The sequence below is a fragment of the Paenibacillus sp. NMA1017 genome, from assembly GCF_058895805.1.
In genome coordinates this window covers 1-20,012 of the sequence record NZ_JBZXYR010000003.1, presented here as the reverse complement: position 1 = coordinate 20,012, position 20,012 = coordinate 1, and the positions used below count along the sequence as shown (strand labels likewise).

General features: G+C 45.3%; 16 protein-coding genes. 8 read left to right on the top strand and 8 right to left on the bottom strand.

What is annotated here, in order from left to right:
* Positions 1-323 precede the first annotated feature (323 nt).
* The 7 genes from rsmG to rpmH all read right to left on the bottom strand — a co-directional run bounded on the left by rsmG (position 324) and on the right by rpmH (position 6,982).
* The gene (gene rsmG / locus AC5ELV_RS08760) at positions 324-1,046 is read right to left on the bottom strand and encodes a 16S rRNA (guanine(527)-N(7))-methyltransferase RsmG (RefSeq protein WP_023991153.1); all 723 of its coding nucleotides are present in this window, start codon (positions 1,044-1,046) and stop codon (positions 324-326) included.
* A complete protein-coding gene (mnmG, locus tag AC5ELV_RS08755) occupies positions 1,046-2,935 on the bottom strand; it encodes a tRNA uridine-5-carboxymethylaminomethyl(34) synthesis enzyme MnmG (RefSeq protein ID WP_493429881.1) in 1,890 nt (629 codons plus the stop codon). The genes rsmG and mnmG overlap by 1 nt, the downstream gene beginning before the upstream one ends.
* Before the next feature lie 97 nt (positions 2,936-3,032).
* Complete coding sequence (gene mnmE / locus AC5ELV_RS08750) at positions 3,033-4,409, bottom strand: tRNA uridine-5-carboxymethylaminomethyl(34) synthesis GTPase MnmE (RefSeq protein ID WP_493429880.1); 1,377 nt, start codon at positions 4,407-4,409, stop codon at positions 3,033-3,035.
* 128 nt (positions 4,410-4,537) lie between these two features.
* Positions 4,538-5,299: an RNA-binding cell elongation regulator Jag/EloR gene (gene jag, locus AC5ELV_RS08745; protein WP_493429879.1), complete on the bottom strand. Its 762-nt coding sequence runs from the start codon at positions 5,297-5,299 to the stop codon at positions 4,538-4,540.
* Entirely contained in the window at positions 5,296-6,162 is an 867-nt protein-coding gene (locus tag AC5ELV_RS08740; protein WP_493429878.1) for a YidC/Oxa1 family membrane protein insertase, read from the bottom strand. Before AC5ELV_RS08740 ends, jag begins: the two co-directional genes overlap by 4 nt.
* A 71-nt stretch (positions 6,163-6,233) precedes the next feature.
* The gene (gene rnpA / locus AC5ELV_RS08735; protein ID WP_013312817.1) at positions 6,234-6,584 is read right to left on the bottom strand and encodes a ribonuclease P protein component; all 351 of its coding nucleotides are present in this window, start codon (positions 6,582-6,584) and stop codon (positions 6,234-6,236) included.
* Positions 6,585-6,847: 263 nt separating this feature from the next.
* Positions 6,848-6,982: a 50S ribosomal protein L34 gene (gene rpmH / locus AC5ELV_RS08730; protein WP_007433250.1), complete on the bottom strand. Its 135-nt coding sequence runs from the start codon at positions 6,980-6,982 to the stop codon at positions 6,848-6,850.
* 1,071 nt (positions 6,983-8,053) lie between these two features.
* Between rpmH and dnaA the strand changes: the two genes are divergently transcribed.
* From dnaA to gyrB, 6 genes are all read left to right on the top strand, one after another.
* Positions 8,054-9,400: a chromosomal replication initiator protein DnaA gene (gene dnaA / locus AC5ELV_RS08725; protein ID WP_103049703.1), complete on the top strand. Its 1,347-nt coding sequence runs from the start codon at positions 8,054-8,056 to the stop codon at positions 9,398-9,400.
* Positions 9,401-9,586: 186 nt separating this feature from the next.
* The gene (gene dnaN, locus AC5ELV_RS08720; protein ID WP_493429877.1) at positions 9,587-10,729 is read left to right on the top strand and encodes a DNA polymerase III subunit beta; all 1,143 of its coding nucleotides are present in this window, start codon (positions 9,587-9,589) and stop codon (positions 10,727-10,729) included.
* Between the two features lie 47 nt (positions 10,730-10,776).
* Positions 10,777-10,995 carry a S4 domain-containing protein YaaA gene (yaaA, locus tag AC5ELV_RS08715; protein ID WP_023986416.1) on the top strand — a complete coding sequence of 73 codons (219 nt, stop codon included), beginning with the start codon at positions 10,777-10,779 and terminating at the stop codon, positions 10,993-10,995.
* A gap of 54 nt (positions 10,996-11,049) precedes the next feature.
* Positions 11,050-12,165, top strand: coding sequence for a DNA replication/repair protein RecF (recF, locus tag AC5ELV_RS08710; protein WP_013308098.1), 1,116 nt, complete (start codon positions 11,050-11,052; stop codon positions 12,163-12,165).
* Positions 12,166-12,181: 16 nt separating this feature from the next.
* The gene (gene remB / locus AC5ELV_RS08705; protein ID WP_007433255.1) at positions 12,182-12,433 is read left to right on the top strand and encodes an extracellular matrix regulator RemB; all 252 of its coding nucleotides are present in this window, start codon (positions 12,182-12,184) and stop codon (positions 12,431-12,433) included.
* Positions 12,434-12,463: 30 nt separating this feature from the next.
* Positions 12,464-14,374 (top strand): DNA topoisomerase (ATP-hydrolyzing) subunit B, encoded by a 1,911-nt coding sequence (gene gyrB / locus AC5ELV_RS08700; RefSeq protein WP_013308100.1) that lies wholly within the window; start codon positions 12,464-12,466, stop codon positions 14,372-14,374.
* 141 nt (positions 14,375-14,515) lie between these two features.
* Here the strand turns inward: gyrB and AC5ELV_RS08695 are convergent, their stop codons facing one another.
* Entirely contained in the window at positions 14,516-15,343 is an 828-nt protein-coding gene (locus AC5ELV_RS08695) for a YheC/YheD family protein (protein WP_493429876.1), read from the bottom strand.
* Between the two features lie 466 nt (positions 15,344-15,809).
* Here AC5ELV_RS08695 and gyrA point away from each other — a divergent pair, with 466 nt between their 5' ends.
* A complete protein-coding gene (gyrA, locus tag AC5ELV_RS08690) occupies positions 15,810-18,374 on the top strand; it encodes a DNA gyrase subunit A (protein ID WP_493429875.1) in 2,565 nt (854 codons plus the stop codon).
* A gap of 215 nt (positions 18,375-18,589) precedes the next feature.
* Positions 18,590-19,678 carry an HD-GYP domain-containing protein gene (locus AC5ELV_RS08685; protein ID WP_493430397.1) on the top strand — a complete coding sequence of 363 codons (1,089 nt, stop codon included), beginning with the start codon at positions 18,590-18,592 and terminating at the stop codon, positions 19,676-19,678.
* Positions 19,679-20,012: the final 334 nt, after the last annotated feature.

Here is a 20,012-nt window from a genome sequence, read left to right as displayed (position 1 = left end):
AGCGGGTACAGTCCACGTACTCCCCTGACATTTGTTGTCCCACTCCCCTATATGTATATCTGAATTCATGGGTACAGGAGCAGTCAACTTACATTAAAACGATTATCTCTATTCTATCACTTTTCCAGCCATAATCCTATCGTCTCTACCAGCTTTTCGGAAGGATCAGAGAATAAATTATGCATCTTCTTCGAAACTATCTATCCATCTCCTCCCACATGTAAACAAGAACGCATTTTAGCAAAGTGCCTTTTATGTAAAGAGTCTGTCAACCATAAAAAAAGTGAATGTTTCACGTGAAACATTCACTTTCTTTCAAACAATTACACTAACGGCGTCTTCAAAGGAGTACCCGGCTTACGCGGATATTTCCGTGGTGTAGCCGCTCTTTTCTCAATAATAATCATATGTCTGGCTGCATCTTCAACAGGTAGCTGGAAAGCCTGAACATGTTTGATTTTTCCCTTTAGCTCTTTCAAGCTGTAGGAAGCTTCCTTGATTTCCTCTGTAGGATCACTGCCCTTCATCGCGGCAAAGTATCCCCCTTCACGGACAAACGGCAAACAAAATTCATTCAATACCGCGAGGCGGGCAACAGCTCTGGCTGTCACTAGATCATAGCTATCGCGGTATCCTGGTTTACGCCCCAATTCCTCTGCCCTGCTGTGAATCAGTTCAACATTTTCCAAACCCAACTGCTCTACTACATGGGCCAAAAATTGTATACGTTTGTTCAACGAATCTACAATAGTCAACTGAATCTGCGGAAAGCATATTTTCAAAGGAATGCCTGGAAAGCCTGCACCTGACCCAATATCAGCTAGGCTTTCCACATCTTTTAACGGAACATAAAAGGCCAGGGAAAGAGAATCATAAAAATGCTTGGTGTACACTGCATCACGCTCAGTAATACCCGTCAGGTTCATTTTTTCATTCCACTCAACCAGCACACGGTAATATGTTTCAAACTGCTCTAACTGACTGTCATTAATCACAATACTATGCTCTGCCAATCGCTGCTTAAATTGCTGTTGTATCGCGTCCATTATGATCCCCTTGCTGCCGTTACGCGGTTATAATGCTCCAGATAAACCAGCAAAATGGAAATATCCGCAGGAGTTACACCCGAAATACGGGATGCTTGACCAATCGACATCGGACGGATCTTTTCAAGCTTCTGCTTAGCTTCAATGGCCAGTCCTTGAACTTCATTGTATATAATATCCTCTGGGAGCTTCTTCTTCTCCATCTTTTGCAGACGCTCCACATGCATCAATTGCTTTTCAATGTAGCCTGCATACTTAATCTGGATTTCCACCTGCTCCTGTTCTTCCTCAGTAAGAGCTATAGGTGAAGGTGAGATTTGTGCTACTTGCGCATAACTGATCTCTGGTCGACGCAGCACCGTTAACAAATTACTGCCATCCTGTATTGGTGCAGATCCGCCTTGCTCCAGCATCTCATTTATATCAACCGGACGAACCTTCGCCAAGCGCAAACGTTCAATCTCTTGCTCTACCTTTTGCTTTTTATCCAAAAAGCGCTCGTATCGTTCATCCGTAATTAGGCCAATATCATGCCCAATCGGAGTCAATCGCAGGTCCGCGTTATCATGACGCAATAACAGACGGTATTCTGCACGCGACGTCAGCAGACGATAAGGCTCATTCGTCCCCTTCGTCACCAGATCGTCGATCAGAACCCCAATGTAGCCTTGCGAACGGTCTAATACGACAGGCTCTTTCCCCTGCACCTTGCGAGCTGCATTAATCCCTGCCATAATCCCTTGACCCGCAGCTTCTTCGTAACCGGAGGTACCGTTAATCTGACCTGCTGTGAACAAGCCTGGGACTTTCTTCGTTTCCAAAGTAGGCCATAACTGTGTAGGCACCATTGCATCATATTCAATAGCATAGCCATTGCGCATCATCTCTACCTTTTCCATCCCCGGAATCGAACGCAGCACAGCTAATTGCACATCCTCTGGCAAGCTAGTCGACAAGCCCTGAACATAGTATTCAGATGTGTTTTTACCTTCAGGCTCCAAAAAGATTTGGTGCTTAGGCTTATCACTGAAACGTACCACTTTATCTTCGATAGATGGGCAATAACGTGGTCCCGTTCCTTCAATCAGGCCAGAGAACATGGGCGCACGGTGCAAGTTATCATTAATAATCTGATGTGTTTCTACTGAAGTATATGTCAGCCAGCAAGGAAGCTGTTCATTATCCGAAGACTTCGTTTCATAGGAAAAGAACTTCGGTTGATCATCACCCGGTTGTATTTCCGTTTTGCTAAAATCAATCGTGTCCTTATGCACACGTGGCGGCGTTCCTGTCTTAAATCGAACCAGATCAAAACCCAGCTCTCTCAAATGCTCAGACAATCTCAACGAAGGCTGTTGGTTGTTCGGACCACTCTCATACATCAGCTCGCCCATAATGATTTTTCCGCGCAGATAAGTGCCTGTGGTCAGGACAACTGCTTTACTTCGATACTCTGTGCCCGTCTTCGTAATTACACCTACGCAATGACCGTCTTCCATAATCAGCTCTTCAACCATACCTTGACGTAAAGTCAGATTCGGTTCCTTTTCCATCGTTTCCTTCATCGCATGCTGATAAGAGAACTTGTCTGCTTGTGCACGCAATGCATGAACCGCCGGGCCTTTACCAGTATTTAACATTCTCATTTGGATAAATGTCTTATCGATATTCCGACCCATTTCGCCGCCCAGTGCATCAATTTCTCGCACCACATGCCCTTTTGCAGGCCCCCCAATAGACGGGTTGCAGGGCATGAACGCGACCATGTCCAGGTTAATTGTGATCATCAACGTGCGACAGCCCATCCGTGCTGCTGCCAAGGCTGATTCTACGCCCGCATGGCCCGCGCCTACGACAATTACGTCATAGTCGCCTCCTTGGTAACCCATACCTTTCTTACCTCCTTATACATTCCGGTCTTCACGCCGAATATGCTCTTGTATATCTATAACGATAGCAGGCTTATATCAGCCATGCTTGAATGTTCTATTTGCCGAGACAAAATTGTGAAAATATTTGATCTATTAGCGCATCATGCGCAGTATCGCCTACAATCTCCCCCAAATGCTCCCATGCCAGCCTTACATCAATCTGGATCATGTCAATCGGAACAAATTGATCAGCGGCTTCATAGGCATCTACCAGCGATTGGCGCGCCTTCTTCAACAAAGCAATATGCCGTACGTTGCTGACATATGTCATATCCGCTGATTCCAGCTTGCCGCTAAAGAATAGATTCGATATCGCCTGCTCCAGTCGGTCCGCTCCCTCATTTTCCTTTACAGACATCGGTACGATAAGCTCTTCAGGAACATAACGCAGCAACAAATCCCGGTCTACTTGGGCCGGTAAGTCCATTTTATTCATAATGACAATCGCTTGTCTACCGCGGATTTGTTCCATTAATGCCATTTCATCCTCATGCAGTGGTTCGTTGGCGTTAATTACGATGAGCAGCAGATCCGCTTCACTAACCGCCGTTCTCGATCGTTCTACTCCGATCCGTTCCACGACGTCCATCGTTTCGCGAATTCCAGCTGTATCCAGCAACTTGAGCGGAATACTATTAATCGTCACATATTCCTCAATAACGTCACGGGTTGTGCCCGGAATATCGGTCACAATTGCCCGCTCGCCCTGAGCCAATGTGTTCAGCAGTGACGATTTGCCCACATTTGGCCTTCCTACAATCGCTGTAGTCAGCCCTTCACGCAAAATCTTTCCCTGCTCCGCCGTATGCAGCAGTCGATCAATTTCCGTCATGACCTGACTGCTTTTATCCTTGATTAAGTCAGATGTAAAAGATTCAACATCATGCTCAGGATAATCAATGTTCACTTCAATATGAGCAAGTGTCTCCACCAAAACATGACGCAAACGCCGAATATTCTGGGACAGTTGTCCATCTACCTGCTTCAAAGCCACCGAAAAGGCTTTATCTGATTTGGAGCGAATTAAGTCAATGACACCCTCCGCCTGACTCAGGTCAATACGACCATTCAGAAAAGCACGTTTCGTAAATTCACCTGGGTCAGCCAGACGTATATTTTGCAGCAGTAGTAAATCCATCACTCGTTTGACGGCTACAACCCCGCCATGAGTGCTGATTTCTACGACATCTTCTGTTGTAAAAGAGCGTGGCGCCCGCATCACTGTAACTAAAACTTCCTCCACCTTTTCTTGGCTTTGAGGATCTATAATATGTCCGTAGTGTACCGTGTGCGTTGGAGCCTTGCTTAGAGGCGTTTTACTACGGAACAAAGCCTCCACTTCCGTGACCGCTTCTGGTCCGCTGACCCGTACAACCGCAATGCCGCCCTCGCCGACAGCCGTTGCAATGGCAGCTATAGTATCGCTCAGCATAAAGTTTCTACCTCCTATCAAGTAGAAACGGCATTACCGTCCTTCATCAAGGACGGCAGCCGTTTCAGCGAGAAATATAAGAAAAAAAGCAATGGCTTCTGCATCTTGCAGAGAGCCATTGCGTCGGATTATTTTTTAGCAATGACGACGCGCCGATTGGGCTCGTCCCCCTTGCTGTATGTTCTAACCTGCGCATGCTGTTGAAGCTTGGCGTGAATCAGCTTCCGCTCCTGTGACGGCATTGGCTCCAGTACCACTTCCTTGCCATAACGAACAGCCTGGTTCGCCAACCGATCTGCCAAATCCTCCAGCGTTTTTTGCCGACGTGCACGGAATTGCTCGGCATCCAGCACAATTCGGATGAATTTGTCAGAATGACGGTTGGCAACGATATTCGTCAGGTACTGCAATGCATCCAATGTCTGTCCTCTGCGGCCGATCAACATACCGAGCGACGGACCGGAGATATCCAGTGTACTTTCATCCTTGCGGTGGCGGACATCGACTTCAACGTCCAGTCCCATTCCTGCTGCTGTTTCACGGATGAAACGCACCGCCTCTTCATAAGGATCTATATGTCCCGTGGGTGCTTCCATGTTCATCTGTGCTTCCTGCACAACAGGCCCAGTTTCTTCTGATAAAGCCTGTCCCACGCTAGAAGGCGCTTGAGCCGATACATGAGGTTCAGCCGCGTGTGTGGTTTCAGGAGACGGCTCAGAGAGCAGCGTAAGCTCCACCTTCGCCTTCTTGACCCCGAGCCACCCCAGGAATCCTTTTGACGGCTGTTCCAACACGTTTACGGTTACCCGTTCACGGCTTACTCCCAGCTGGGAGAGTCCTTGTTTTACAGCATCTTCAACGGTTTTTCCTGATGTCACGACTTTGGTCATCTCGACTTTTTAGCCCCCTTCGTGTTTTTGCCACCTTTTCTCTTGCTATTGGAGGAACCTGTTTTCGCGAGACTGGCTGTTTTCACATTCGCCAGTGCTGCTTCTTTATCCTTATTCCGATAAAGGAAATAGTTTTGAATGATCGTGTAAATATTACTGTAGAACCAGTACAACGGCAAAGCGGATGGGAAGTTGTACGACATGAACAGAATCAGCACCGGATAGACATACAGCAAAAATTGCATCGGTCCCTGCTGCGGCGTCGGATTCATTTTCATCATCATCCAGGTTTGGACAAATGTCGTAATCGCTGCCAAAATCGGCAGGATAAACAAGTGATCCGGTTTACCTAACTGGAGCCACAAGAAGTCATGATCCCGCAATGCCGAGTTATAATAAATGGCATTATAAAGCGCGATGAAAATGGGCATCTGTACTACCAAAGGAAGACAGCCAGCCATCGGGTTGACCTTATTTTCCTGGAACAACTTCATCGTCTCTTGCTGGACTTTTTCAGGCGTATCCTTGTATTTCGCTTGTATTTCTTTTAATTGTGGCTGAATGGCCTGCATAGCTTTGGAACTACGTACTTGCTTGAGTGTAAGCGGCAAAATAATGGTTCGCACGATAATCACCAGAATCAGTACGGCCAGGCCATACTCTCCAGAGAACCATTGGGCAAATGTATCTAACGCATACGAAAACCAGTAAACGACATATCTTTGCCAAAACGATCCATTGGCCAAGTCTGCCGTCGTGTAAGAATTGTGGGCCGTCTGGGCACATCCGGACAGCACAGCAACAAGTGCCAATAAGGCAATCAGGAGGAACCATTTTCCCCGTTGAGTCTTCAAACGCGACACTTCATAACCCCTTTCTTAACCAATCCATTCCAACGTAAATCATACCATATCCTGTAGGACAAAGATACTGACTATCGGCGTGAAGACTTGAGCAGCGAGGCTTTGCGTAGAACGTGCAGCACGCTTTTCTCCAGCTCTTGATACGACATGGTAACCGCACCTTTACGAACGATGAAAATCAGGTCAATCTGCTCCACCAATTCATGCTCATGATGGCGCACAATTTCCTTAACGATTCTACGCATCCGGTTGCGAACTACTGCATTGCCGATCTTCTTGCTGGCCGAAATTCCGACGCGGAACTGCTCTACCTCTCTGCGGCGGAACCAGTACACCACAAACTGATGGTTGGCAAAAGATTTGCCATGGCGGTATACGCGCCCAAAGTCCGCCCGGTTTCGTAGACGCAATTTTTTTTGCACGGCGCTTCTCCTTGCTCATCTCTTTTACACATGTCGGTAAGCTAACCTATACCTTTTATATAGTAAGAAGTATGGACAACATTCCAACATGGTAATCTCGCTTATTTTATATCCGTTTTCAAAAGCTTCATCTAATATAGGACAGGATGCTGGACTTCTCCCTCTTCTTTCACTACATTTTTACAACAATAAAAGAAGGGATCCAATCCCTGAATACCTCAATTATGAAAAAAAAGACCACCGTAGTGGTCTTTATGCACGCATTACGCACTCAATACTTTTCTACCTTTTTGGCGACGAGCTGCCAAAACTTTACGGCCATTCTTCGTGCTCATTCTTTTACGGAAGCCGTGAACTTTTTTACGTTTGCTGACATTCGGTCTGAAAGTCGGTCTCATTGTGCTGCACCTCCTTACAAGGAATACGTTTTATATGGAATATACCTAACGTAGCAATCTCCACAAAAAACACCTTTGTACATTTAACCACAAATAGCGGCCAAAGTCAATGTACTTGTGAATCCTCTCCCTCTTTTTCGCATTCAGGAAGCCTCCTCCCCTTCCCACGCTCACTCACTTCACTCTTTTATTCCCTTACTTCATAAAATTTCTTTCACCTCTCCTCCATCATCAGTATTCTATTTGTCGTTTTCGCTCCTCCAAAAACTGTTTTTTACATTTATTCATTCTGTAACTTGAATCCATCCTATTTTCAGATCAACGTTATCAGGTTCGTTCAAAAATATTGTCGGAAACGTTACCGGAAATTTTCAACAGAAAAATAAGCCTCTATGACCAAAAGGCAACAGCTGTTGTACACAGATCCACAAAAAAAACTGAATTGTGATTTAAATGGTCATAACCTGTGCATAACATTTTAGAGTAAAAAAGAGTTATTGTCGAAAACTGAACAAATTATAAACAATATCTTGTGTTGTGAATAAAAATTGTACACAACAGATTGAATTTGTGGATAAATAACCACCAGTCATTGAAATACAAGGCTTCTTTTGCTATGATGATATTACTTTTGAATGTGAATATGTTGTTTTACCCTCCATATTATCAACACCCTGTGGATAAAGTTGTGAACAAGTTCAATTTATCCATCTTTTTATTTTTGTGCGGATTCGGGATTCTGGGGATATATTCTACATTTTTCATTTGATTTCGACATATTGCAATCCCGTTTTGGCCTGCGGGATCAAGAGAACGGATCGTGCCGCACATTCCCTCCTGAGAAATATCGCCTTTCTTCTGCTGGTCAGCAGCGGAATTTCCATTAGCTATTTTTCAGGGTCATTTTGTGCTGCGTTCTCTCACCACACTGCCGCATGATTTAGGCGGCGGTATGTCTTTTTATGGCCTTCAACAACATTTTTGTGATTTTAGGCGTTTTGCCGAAGCGCCAAGAGCAGCTCTCTGCAGCTTAATTCGGTAAAATGTCAGGATTTAAAAGGAGTGACGTCTGTGGACAGCCATACCTCTGAACTATGGCAGCAAATTCTATCCATCATACAAACCAAGCTGAGTAAGCCGAGTTACGACACTTGGTTTAAGGCTACCAAGGCAGCGAAACTAAATGACCACTCCATTGTGATTTCTGCACCGACAACTTTTGCCGTGGAATGGCTTGAAAGCCGCTATACCAAGCTAGTCGGAGCAACGGTTTATGAAATTTTGGGCAAACAACTAGAGGTCAAGTTCGTTATTGAAGAGAACAAGCCCGCCGAGGTCGACCTTCAGCAACAACCTCAGCAGCAGCCGGTCGTTCATGAAGAAGCTGTGTCCCATATGCTGAATCCCAAATATACATTCGATACATTCGTCATCGGATCGGGGAACCGTTTTGCCCATGCGGCATCGTTGGCCGTCGCCGAGGCGCCGGCCAAAGCTTACAATCCGCTGTTTTTATACGGTGGTGTGGGGCTGGGGAAAACGCATCTGATGCACGCTATCGGACACTATATTTTGGAGCACAATCCGACCAGCAAGGTCGTTTATTTATCGTCGGAGAAGTTTACGAATGAATTCATTAATGCCATCCGTGACAACCGCGGGGAAAGTTTCCGGAATAAATATCGTAACATTGATATTTTGCTCATTGATGATATTCAATTCATTGCGGGCAAGGAATCGACGCAGGAGGAATTTTTCCACACGTTCAACGCGCTTCATGAGGAACGCAAGCAGATTATAATCTCAAGCGATCGGCCGCCTAAAGAAATTCCAACGCTGGAAGAACGGCTGCGCTCTCGCTTCGAGTGGGGACTTATTACGGATATTCAACCGCCGGATCTGGAGACGAGAATTGCTATTCTTCGGAAAAAGGCGCGGGCGGAAAACCTGGATATTCCCAATGAGGCCATGATGTATATCGCTAATCAAATTGATACGAACATCCGTGAGCTGGAAGGGGCACTAATACGCGTTGTCGCCTATTCTTCCTTAACCAATCAGGATGTAACAAGTCATCTTGCGGCTGAAGCGTTGAAGGACATTATCCCGTCCAGCCGTCCAAAAATGATCACGATTCAGGATATACAGCATCAAGTCGGGGAATTTTACAATCTACGGCTGGAGGATTTTAAAGCGCGTAAGCGGACGAAGGCTGTAGCTTTTCCACGACAGATTGCCATGTACCTGTCTCGTGAGCTAACCGACTATTCTTTGCCGAAAATCGGCGAAGCTTTCGGTGGGCGTGATCATACGACTGTCATTCATGCGCACGAAAAAATCTCCAAATCCATTCAAGTGGATCAGGATCTGTTTAAAGTTATCAACAACCTAATAGAAAAAATCAAAAATCCAACCTGAACAAGTTCAGAGCCTATACACAATTTATACACATGTGGATAGGCTTGATTTTATTAGGGTTACAGTGACTTATCCACATATTCAGTGCGCCTATTACTATTACTAATATATTTTAAAGATATACATCACCTAAATAAGGCCCGCGTCAACGCGTGCTTGAAGGATTAAAACCCGTAGGAGGAACTTATGAAGATCAGCATTCTGAAAAACGTTTTGAACGAGGCTATACAACATGTATCCAAAGCGATATCAAGTCGGACTACGATTCCAATTCTGAGTGGTATTAAGCTGGATGTGAATCACCAGGGAGTCACACTGACCGCCAGCGATACAGACATCTCCATTCAATCCTTTATTCCGATGGAGGATGGTGACCAAACTGTCGTTCAGGTCGAACAACCCGGTAGTGTTGTGCTGCCTGCCAAATTCTTTGTCGAAATTATCAAAAAGTTGCCGTCGCAGGAGATCCGTATGGAGGTAAAAGACCAATTCCAAACCTTTATCTCGTCCGGTGCAACTGAAATTCAGATTGTTGGCTTGGACCCTGAAGAATTCCCGGTGCTTCCCAACATTGAAGAAAATCAAGTCATCTCTGTGCCAGGAGATTTACTTAAAAATATGATTAAACAGACGGTGTTCTCCATTTCCACCCACGAAACGACACCCATTTTAACCGGCGTGTTGTGGAATCTGGCTGAGGGGGAACTAAAGTTTGTCGCAACGGACCGCCACCGCCTTGCCACCCGCAGCGCTCATTTGGAGACGTCTGAAGGCTTGCGCTTTAGCAATGTTGTCATTGCGGGCAAAACGCTGAATGAGCTGAGCAAAATTATTCCGGATCAAAATATGCTTGTGGATATCGTAGTAGCGGACAATCAGGTATTATTCAAAGTAGATCGGGTGCTATTTTATTCCCGCATCTTGGACGGCACCTATCCTGATACTTCTAGAATTATTCCGACCTCCTACAAAACAGAACTGATTGTGGATACAAAAAGTTTAAGTGAGTCAATTGACCGTGCTTATTTGCTGTCCCGTGAGGAAAAAACGAATATTGTAAAAATGCAGTCGCTGGAAAATGGAGGTTTGGAAATTTCCTCTAGTTCCTCTGAGCTTGGCAAAGTGCGTGAGGAAGTAACGGTGTCCAAATTTGAGGGAGAGCCGCTCAAAATCTCGTTCAACTCCAAATACATGCTCGACGTGCTCAAGGTGATTGACAGCGAGCAGCTGACGATTGCTTTTACCGGCATTATGAGTCCCATTATTTTAAAACCGGCAGATTCCAGCAATGCGCTGTATATCATCCTGCCATATCGCACAACCAACTGACGTTTAGCGTTAACCCACCCGAGGACAAGCGAAAGGATGAACAAGCCTTGAAACAGATATCTATACAGACCGAATACATCAAGCTCGATCAATTTTTAAAATTAGCCGATTGTGTATCCACAGGAGGCATGGCTAAAGCCCTGCTGCAAGAGGGACAAGTCCGTGTGAATGGTGAACCGGAAGAACGTCGTGGAAGAAAACTGTACCCGGGTGATACCGTAGAAGTAGAGGACAACGGAAGTTTCGAAGTTACAGCAGGAGCATGATCGCCTGGGTGGCAAGGACTCCTTTTAGGTACGGAGTAACAAGGGGGACCCTATGTGTTTGTGAACAACATTGTTTTGCAGCAATACCGGAACTATGAACAACTGGAGCTGAATGAATTTGGACCCGTTAATTTGCTGATCGGACAAAATGCGCAGGGCAAAACGAATCTGGTAGAGGCTATTTTTGTACTGGCTCTAACCAAAAGTCATCGAACGTCCCGCGATAAGGAGTTAATCTCTTTCGGGGCTACTTCCACTCACTTAGCTGCGGATGTGGATAAAAAATACGGGAAAATCAGACTGGATCTCGCGTTATCCACACAAGGCAAAAAAGCAAAGATCAACGGACTGGAGCAGCGAAAACTGAGCGATTTTATTGGTTCGTTAAATGTGGTCATGTTTGCACCTGAGGATCTGGAAATTGTTAAAGGAACACCGGGGGTTCGCCGCCGGTTTCTTGACATGGAAATCGGACAGGTTGCGCCAGGATATCTGTATCATTTGCAGCAATATCAGAAAGTATTGGTTCAGCGAAACAACCTGCTCAAGCAGGCTTGGGGTAAGGATATGGCGTCAGTGCAGCTGATGCTGGAGGTATGGAATGAGCAACTTGTTGAGCATGGTGTTAAAATTGTTAAAAAGCGGAAACAATTTATAACAAAGCTACAAAAGTGGGCTCAGGCCATTCATGAAGGGATTGCAGGTGGGACAGAAGAGTTAAAATTAACCTATGTTCCCTCCTTCAGTGAGCCGGAGGAAGAAGATGAAGCTGTCTTATTGGAGCGATTTATGATAAAGTTATCCCAAATGAGGGAACAGGAAATCCGCCGTGGCATGACTTTGGCGGGACCCCATCGTGATGATTTGGCCTTTGCCATTAACGGCAGAGAAGTGCATACGTATGGCTCTCAGGGGCAGCAGCGGACGACGGCCCTGTCCTTGAAGTTGGCCGAAATAGAGTTAATTCATGAGGAAATTGGTGAATATCCTGTCTTGCTGCTGGATGATGTTTTGTCTGAGCTGGACCCCTACCGTCAGACCCAGCTGATCGAGACTTTCCAAAGCAAGGTACAGACCTTTATCACGGCAACCGGGGTTGAGACTTTGAACGCAGAACGACTCAAGGATGCCAATATTTATCACGTCCACGACGGGCATGTGGAACACTAAGGAGTGAGTGACCGCTATGTATATTCATCTGGGTGGAGAAAAAATCATCCGCTCGTCAGAGCTTGTGGCTATTTTCGATATCTCGATTGAAAAATCCTCTAAAATCTCCAAGCAATACGTGAACCACGCCCAACAGCAAAAGCATGTCGAGATGATTGGCGAAGAGGAAGCCAAGTCCATCGTAGTGACTCAGAATACGGTGTATTATTCCCCCATCTCCTCAACAACACTCAAAAAGCGGGCAAACCAGTTTGTTGCCAATGCTTAACCATAGAATCTATAGAAGTAGGTGAAAGGCATGTCTATGAATCAACCGTCTTATGATGCGGGCGAGATTCAGGTCCTCGAGGGCCTGGAAGCGGTTCGGAAACGTCCCGGGATGTATATTGGCTCCACGAGCGCCAAAGGTCTCCATCATCTGGTCTGGGAAGTTGTGGACAACAGCATTGACGAAGCGCTGGCGGGTTACTGTGACAGCATTCAAGTTGTGGTTCACGAAGATAACAGCGTTACCGTTACAGATAACGGACGCGGTATTCCGGTAAGCGAACACGCCAAAATGAAAAAATCTGCGCTGGAAGTCGTTATGACTGTACTTCACGCAGGCGGTAAATTCGGAGGTGGAGGGTACAAGGTCTCCGGTGGTCTGCACGGGGTTGGGGTATCCGTAGTGAACGCTCTCTCCAGCAAAATGATTGTTCATGTTAAACGGGATGGACATCTGTATGAGCAGGAGTATCACCGTGGTGCTCCGCAGTATGATGTCAGAGTCATCGGCGATACAGACGAGACGGGTACCCAAACGACCTTCTATCCGGATGACCAAATATTTACAGAAACGACCGTATATGATTATGATACGCTCCAAACGCGGATTCGTGAGTTGGCTTTCCTGAATAAAGGCATTGCAATCAGCTTGACTGATGAACGGACGGGAGCCAGCGATACATTCCATTACGAGGGCGGAATCAGTGAATATGTGCAATTCTTGAATCAAAAAAGAGAAGCGTTACATGAACAGCCGATTTATGTCGAAGGCTCGCGTGATATGATTCAGGTCGAAGTTGCATTGCAATATAACGACAGCTATACCGAAAATATTTATTCTTTTGCCAACAACATCAATACCCATGAGGGCGGAACCCACGAATCAGGCTTCAAGAGTGCATTAACCCGGATTATTAACGATTATGCACGTAAAAATGGCTTAATTAAGGACAACAATGCCAACTTGACCGGTGACGATGTGCGTGAAGGATTGACGGCAATTATCTCCGTCAAAATTCCAGAACCACAGTTTGAGGGTCAGACCAAAACAAAGCTGGGTAACAGTGAGGTGCGAGGGATTGTCGAATCCCTATTTGCAGAGAAACTTCAGGAATTCCTAGAGGAAAATCCGTCTGTTTCCCGCCGTGTGGTTGATAAATCATTACAAGCAGCACGTGCCCGGGAAGCAGCGCGTAAAGCGCGTGAGCTTACACGTCGTAAAAGTGCGCTGGAAATCAGTTCGCTCCCAGGCAAGCTGGCGGATTGCTCCTCTAAGGATGCTTCAATTAGTGAACTGTACATCGTCGAAGGTGACTCCGCAGGGGGATCGGCCAAGCAGGGTCGTGATCGTCACTTTCAAGCTATTTTGCCGATTCGCGGTAAAATCCTGAATGTTGAAAAAGCACGCTTGGACCGTATTTTGTCCAGTGATGAAATCCGGTCGATGGTTACAGCAATGGGTACAGGGATCGGGGACGACTTCGACATCGCCAAAGCCCGTTATCACAAGGTCATTATCATGACAGATGCGGATGTCGATGGTGCCCATATTCGTACGTTGTTGCTGACGTTCTTCTATCGGTACATGCGTAAAATCATTGATGCAGGCTATATTTATATTGCTCAGCCACCACTATTCAAAGTGGAGCGTAACAAAGTTGTACGTTATGCGAACTCCGAGGCGGAACGTGATGAGATCATCAGGGAATTTGGAGAGAATGCGAAGTACAATGTACAGCGCTATAAAGGTTTGGGTGAGATGAACGCGACCCAACTTTGGGAAACTACGATGGACCCTGAGAGTCGTACTATGCTTCAGGTAACTGTCAGTGACGCGATGCTGGCTGATACACTGTTCAATACCTTGATGGGTGATAATGTAGAACCTCGTCGTGACTTTATCCAAGAACATGCCAAGTACGTGAAAAATCTCGATTTTTAATATGTGATATTCCTTCCTAGTGGCTGTATTATGTGCTCATTAGGTAGTATTTTGTAAGAGTTCACGAGGGGCGCCCAAATGGGCGTCCCTTTTCTTGTCATTAACCAGCCCGGGTGTATTTGAATATTTAATCTCATTGTTCTAGGCTTTTTTCTTAGAGCGTACGGGTTTGCCCGTGGATGAAGAGTACCGGCCGTAGCCTACTGCATATCTGAATATTTTATGATAGAGGCTTTTGTTTGGAAGGGAAGAGAACACCTTGATTGCTGGTCTCGTATTAACCTCCAGAATCCACGGATAATTTTGCTGGTCCAGTCCCACATCTAATCCAATTTCCCTTAAACGTGGGTATTTTTTATGCAACTGCCAGGCTACCCGTTCGCCCATTTTCGATAATTTTTGCTCCAGTCGTACAGCTTCCTTTACATCCATGTATGGAGCGACCAGTTCATTGAAAAAGCGCGTTGTCCCACCGCTGTGATGATTGGTGACAACTTTGTCAGGAGCAGCTACGCGTCCTACAATAAGCGTTGTTTCCCATTGGTGTCTCAAGTTCATCTGGGTTAATACTCTCAGATCGAAGGGGCGTGCTTCATGCTGAAGAAGTGGGATTCCACGCTGGATCAGATATGGACGTTTTCGTATGCGAGAGGAAACCACTCTATGCAGATCTTCTAGACTTTCGAAGGTGAAGGTATCTACTTCATAGCGAAGCACATACCAAGTTCTCTCTTCGATGATTCCTTCTTCCGTCGGCGGAAGCGGCTCTGTTAGCCTCTCTGCCCGCATAACCCCTTTTCCATAAGTACCGTTATCCGGCTTAATATAGACAGTGCCATATACGGCCAACATTTCATTCAAGTGATCAAATGTGTACAATCGTGTTTCTGGTACATAAGCGGCCAATGTCGGATTGGGGAGAATGGCATTTGTTTTGGTCCACTTACTGGATACTCGCTGAATAGACAAGTAATCTCATCCCTTTCTTTTCGAAATATGAGTCATGTACTTGGAATCCGCAACACTTTGACAAAACAAGGGAAACTAAAGGACAAGCGCGTAAAACAATGATATAATAGAGAAATACGGCGTTTTTCGGAATTTTGCTAAGTGAACCCTGACCGTATACGTATTGTATGTGGAAAAGGCCCTTATGGTGGGGGCTAATCCCCAGCTCTGGGGAATTTGTTATAATCAGGGCTTGTGAGTTGTACAAGAGAATAGCGATCTGCTACAGGCAGAGAGAGAATGACGAGGGATTTACGCTGTAAAGAGGACAGATGCGTTTAATTGTGCTCTTTTTGTGAAAGTAATATAATTATACAGATAAGGATTTCAGCCAAAATCCTGCGCAGAGAGCGGAGTGTATAGGCAGTATCTTGTTAGGCTTTTCACATAGAGAGCATTGTATTGAAGGATAAGAAGGAGGACCAGCATGGCGGATCAAAATAACTCGCAAATCATCAATAGGGATATCGGAGTGGAAATGCGCGAATCCTTTATGGATTATGCCATGAGTATTATTGTTAGCCGTGCCTTGCCTGATGTGCGGGACGGACTGAAGCCGGTACACCGTCGTATTTTGTACGCGATGTCCGAGCTAGGCATGTCGCCAGATAAGCCTTACAAAAAATCGGCAAGAATCGTCGGCGAAGTTATCGGTAAATATCACCCTCATGGTGATACGGCTGTATATGATACGATGGTGCGGATGGCGCAGGATTTTTCTTTGCGTTATATGTTGGTGGATGGACACGGAAACTTTGGCTCTGTGGATGGAGATATGGCGGCTGCGATGCGTTACACTGAAGCACGGTTGTCCAAGATTGCCATGGAAATGCTACGTGATTTGAACAAAGAAACCGTTGATTTTATGCCGAACTACGATGGTGAAGAGAGTGAGCCCGTCGTATTACCTGCACGTTATCCTAACTTGCTGGTGAATGGCGTCGGCGGAATTGCAGTCGGGATGGCTACCAATATTCCTCCGCATAACTTGGGAGAGGTTATCGATGGTGTACAAGCACTGATCGAAAACCCTGACATTACGCCGATGGAACTTATGGATTATATTCAAGGGCCCGATTTCCCGACAGCAGGTTATATTTTAGGACGCTCTGGTATCCGTCAGGCGTACCAGACGGGCCGCGGATCTGTGACCATGCGTGCGAAGACCACCATAGAAGAGATTGGTAATAAAGCACGGATTATCGTGCATGAGCTGCCTTACCAAGTGAATAAGGCTCGCCTGGTTGAGAAAATTGCCGAATTAGTACGTGACAAACGTATTGAAGGCATTACGGATCTCCGTGATGAATCGGACCGTACGGGTATGCGTGTCGTTATTGAGTTGCGTAGAGACGTGAACCCGAATGTCGTTCTGAATAATTTGTTTAAACATACGGCTATGCAGTCGAATTTCGGTATTAATATGCTTGCCATTGTAAACAACGAACCGAAGATTTTGAACCTGAAGGATGTCTTGTATCATTATCTCAAACATCAGGTCGAAGTTATTCGTCGCCGGACAGAATTTGATCTGAAAAAAGCCGAAGCTAGAGCGCACATTCTGGAAGGCTTGCGCATTGCTCTTGACCATTTGGACGAAGTTATTGCCTTGATTCGTTCTTCACAAACTGCAGAAGCAGCTCGTGAAGGACTGATTGAGCGTTTCTCGCTCACTCTTGAGCAGTCTCAGGCTATTCTCGATATGCGTCTGCAACGCTTAACCGGTTTGGAACGTGAGAAGATCGAAAACGAATATAACGAGCTAATACAAAAGATTGCGGAATACCGTGAGATTTTGGCGAACGAGCATCTGGTACTCAACATCATTAGCGAAGAGCTGAATGAACTTAAGGAACGTTTCGCTGATGAACGTCGCACTGAAATTACAGTGGGTGAAGAGAGTATTCTGGATGAGGATCTCATTCCGCGTGAAGATGTTATTATTACTGTAACCCATACGGGATATATCAAACGCCTTCCTGTTACTACTTATCGCAGTCAAAAACGCGGTGGTCGTGGTGTAGTGGGTATGGATACCAAAGATGAGGATTTCGTAGAGCATCTGTTCATTACGAATTCACATCATCATTTGTTATTCTTTACCGACAAGGGTAAGGTATATCGGATTAAGGCTTATGAGATTCCTGATCTAAGCCGGACAGCCCGGGGGACGCCGATTATTAACCTGATTCAGATTGAACAGGGTGAATCGATCAATGCGGTGATTCCAATTGAGGAATTTGTGGAGGATAGCTATCTATTCTTTGCGACCCAGCATGGAATTATTAAGAAGACACCGCTTGACGATTATGCAAATATCCGCAAAGGTGGCTTGATCGCCATTAACTTGCGTGAAGATGACGCCCTGATCGAAGTGAAGCTCACGGACGGACAGCAGGAAATGATTATTGGTACAGCACAAGGCATGTCTATCCGTTTCCCTGAAAGTGATGTACGGTCTATGGGCCGTAGCGCTACAGGGGTTAAAGGGATCAACCTTGATGAGAGTGATGCTGTAATTGGTATGGACATCGTGGATACCAGCCTGGATATCCTGATTGTAACGGCCAAAGGTTATGGCAAGCGTACCCCTGTTGTGGATTATCGTATCCAAAGCCGTGGAGGTAAGGGGATCAAGACGATTAATGTTACGGATAAAAATGGTCCGGTTGTCGGTCTCAAGGTTGTAAAAACCGAAGAGGATCTGATGATCATTACAGCTAGTGGCACCTTGATTCGGACTAGCATGGGGGAAATCTCCACGATGGGTCGGAATACACAAGGGGTAAGGCTGATTAATATTCGCGATGATGATTCGGTTGCAACTGTTTGTCGAGCGAACAAGAATGAGGAGCAGGATGAACTGCTTGAAGAATTATTAGAGGATGGGGAAGCTGGAGAAGGCTCATCTCTATCATCTGTTGAACCAACTCTCGAAACGAATACAGAAGATACGGAAGGCAGCGACCCAGAATCTTCTGAGGGCGAATAAGAGATCGAATATGGAAACAACAGTGGTTATTAAATTTTAGATGAAAAAGACTCTCTGACTATTTGGTTGGAGAGTCTTTTTCATTTTCTGATTAACGAATTCAGACAAGTATGCTTTAAATGGCATAAAATGAATGTACAGGATCATTCCCAAGTAATATAATGACATCATAACTGGCAGCTGGAGCAGCTGTTGTGAGAACAGAGAGGTTGACCATGACAACTGTACCCGTATCCGAATTAAAAGCAGGACTTAGATTGCAAAGCGATGTATTTACAGAAATGGGCAGCTTGCTGCTGCCGAAAGGGCGCATTCTGCTGCCACGTGACTTGGAGATTTTACAGGCGTTCCTGATCCAGCAGGTTGAGGTAGGGACGGATGATCTTACAAAATCCAGTAGCGAGTCTACGACAGTTCGATCTGGGACATCTGAATCGCAAGGACCATCGTTAGATGGACGAGATGAATCTGAACAATTTCAGGATGAGTATGACAAAATGGTGATGCTCGTTAAGAATGCATTTCAATCGGTACTCGTCTCTAATTTATCTATATATGAGCTACGGGGACAATTGGAGTCCTTACTGGTGCACATTCAGCGCTATAATGTAATGACCTATACTCCGCCCTCCATGATCGAAGTGGACTATATTTTTCACAACGCCGTGCTAACCTCCCTTACTTCCTACTCCATTGCACAATGGATCGGATTACCTCAAAAGGATTGGATGCAAGTGGCTTTTGCTGGATTGCTTCATGACATAGGGAACGCTAAAATGGACCCGGTCATTCTGTACAAGCCCTCCAAACTAACGTGGGAAGAGCAAGAAGAAATACGTCGCCATACATCACTAGGATACCAGTTGCTTAAAAATGTGAAAGCTATTAACGAAGGTGTGCGTTTGGCGGCTCTTCAGCATCATGAGAAAGTGGACGGTACCGGATATCCACTGCGTCTTAAAGGAGAACAAATCCACATTTACGCTAAAATCGTTGGAGTGGCTGATGTATTCCATGCTATGACTCTAGAGAAAACATACCGGCCTGCCCAATCACCGTATCTAGTTCTAGAGCAAATCAAGTCAGAATCATTTGGAAAGCTGGACCCAAGTGTCGTACAAGTTTTTATTCATAAGTTAACCCAATTCAATAATGGAACCAAGGTGCGCCTCAATGATAATCGTACAGGGGAAATTATATTTGCTGATCGAGATCATCCGACTCGTCCGTTGATTCAAGTAGATGGGGAAATCATTAACTTAATGCTGCAAAGAGAGCTTTATATCGAGTGTATTGTTACTTAACTAAGTATTTTAAAAAAACAGTTGCCCAATATAAAGAAAGTATGATATATTACTTCTTGTCGCTTCAAGTTTTATCAAAAAGAGCGAAAAACACTTTTGAAAAAAAGTGTTGACATAACTCTAGAAAATATGATAAACTATAAAAGTTGCTGAGGGGTTGAAAGAAACGCCAAGGCCGACAATAAATGTTTGATCTTTGAAAACTGAACAACGAGTGAGTAAAACGATTTTGTTCGCAAAATCAAACAAGAGATATTTTATCTCGTCAGTTTCAAAATGAGCTTATCGCTCTTTCTATAAACCAGCTTCGGTTGGTCTTTAATGGAGAGTTTGA

Bases quoted from the DNA above. Each gene is read 5' to 3' on its own strand.
- rsmG (WP_023991153.1), bottom strand. From the start codon at position 1,046: ATGGACGCGATACAACAGCAATTTAAGCAGCGATTGGCAGAGCATAGT.
- mnmG (WP_493429881.1), bottom strand. From the start codon at position 2,935: ATGGGTTACCAAGGAGGCGACTATGACGTAATTGTCGTAGGCGCGGGC.
- mnmE (WP_493429880.1), bottom strand. From the start codon at position 4,409: ATGCTGAGCGATACTATAGCTGCCATTGCAACGGCTGTCGGCGAGGGC.
- jag (WP_493429879.1), bottom strand. From the start codon at position 5,299: ATGACCAAAGTCGTGACATCAGGAAAAACCGTTGAAGATGCTGTAAAA.
- rpmH (WP_007433250.1), bottom strand. From the start codon at position 6,982: ATGAGACCGACTTTCAGACCGAATGTCAGCAAACGTAAAAAAGTTCAC.
- dnaN (WP_493429877.1), top strand. From the start codon at position 9,587: ATGAAGATCAGCATTCTGAAAAACGTTTTGAACGAGGCTATACAACAT.
- remB (WP_007433255.1), top strand. From the start codon at position 12,182: ATGTATATTCATCTGGGTGGAGAAAAAATCATCCGCTCGTCAGAGCTT.
- gyrB (WP_013308100.1), top strand. From the start codon at position 12,464: ATGTCTATGAATCAACCGTCTTATGATGCGGGCGAGATTCAGGTCCTC.
- gyrA (WP_493429875.1), top strand. From the start codon at position 15,810: ATGGCGGATCAAAATAACTCGCAAATCATCAATAGGGATATCGGAGTG.
- AC5ELV_RS08685 (WP_493430397.1), top strand. From the start codon at position 18,590: ATGACAACTGTACCCGTATCCGAATTAAAAGCAGGACTTAGATTGCAA.